2 protein-coding genes are annotated in these 1,056 nt (G+C 49.9%); both read right to left on the reverse strand.

The features are described 5' to 3' along the window. Positions 1-451, reverse strand: a 451-nt coding sequence (locus tag RMT89_RS40285; RefSeq protein WP_315888710.1) for a hypothetical protein, incomplete at its 3' end; no start/stop codon positions are given. A 4-nt stretch (positions 452-455) separates the two neighbouring features. After that, the gene (locus tag RMT89_RS40290) at positions 456-887 is read right to left on the reverse strand and encodes a hypothetical protein (protein WP_315888711.1); all 432 of its coding nucleotides are present in this window, start codon (positions 885-887) and stop codon (positions 456-458) included. Positions 888-1,056 lie beyond the last annotated feature (169 nt).

A 1,056-nucleotide genomic window follows, 5' to 3' on the forward strand; every position in this document is an offset into this window, starting at 1 on the left:
CACTATCGTCAGGTGAGAGGTCTTGGAACTCTACACCGCCCGGAGGCATTTGCCAGAATACCGGGTTAACCTGCGTGCCACCAACCTTGCGTGTTGAAACGTCAGTTTGCCCTTCTCCCTCAAAGTCCTGATCAGAGTTGAACTGAACAAGAGTTTTGTTAAGAGTACCTGCCTTGACCTCAATCGAGAAGGTGTAGGTTTTCCCAACTTCAAGGTCCATCACATTTCCTGTTGTGAACCATGGTGCGCCATTGCCGAGGTATTCAGCACTGACCCAACCATCTTCACCAACCACAACAGCGATTTCACTATCACGAGGCCAGTCCTGCAACCGGTTAGAATTCGGTACAAGGTTTGGTTTAGGTACAGGTGGTACGGGTTTTATGTTAGTTACCCCAAAGCGGTTTGCCAACCGTGTATTCCAAGCCAGTCGATGGTTGTGAATACGCATTAAATTAAGCCTCCCAGTGACCGTATACAGTCCCATCAGCAGGCAGCTCCACCTGAAGCTGATTTGCGTTCGTGACGCCAAAGAAGCTGAAATAGGCCATAGGGAATAGCGGAAAACGTTTTCCACCCTGAATGACCCAGCCCAGATCATTGGACACATTGGCAATCGTGATCTGCTTGATCGCCTGTGCTCCAAAGGCAACAGGTGTATTGGCAGTCACAGCGAGTTCGATGTTCCCAGACTGAGCCAAGGAAGGAACCACGGGAACAGGGGATGCACGGAGTTGTGCGTCGGTAAGTCCACCACCGCCACCGCTTCCACCACCCGAAATAGGATTGCCATCAGTGTCGATAGCAATGACATATGGGATCGGAGACTTGGCAGGTACACCACCAACTTCTACCGACTGCGTGAGTTTCATCTCAAGATTAGACATGTATAATACCCTTATAAGGTTGACTGTTGTGCACGGCACACATATACCGCATAGGAAGACAAGAGGGAAACTAATCCTTTTTGTGGTTGGTTTGAAAAAAACCAATAGTCACCGACAGGTTGCTGGCCGCGCCTGTCTGTATCCGGTGGCACTGAGGTCTTACTCCAGA

This window comes from Streptomyces sp. P17 (assembly GCF_032436805.1).
Lineage (GTDB): Bacteria > Actinomycetota > Actinomycetes > Streptomycetales > Streptomycetaceae > Streptomyces.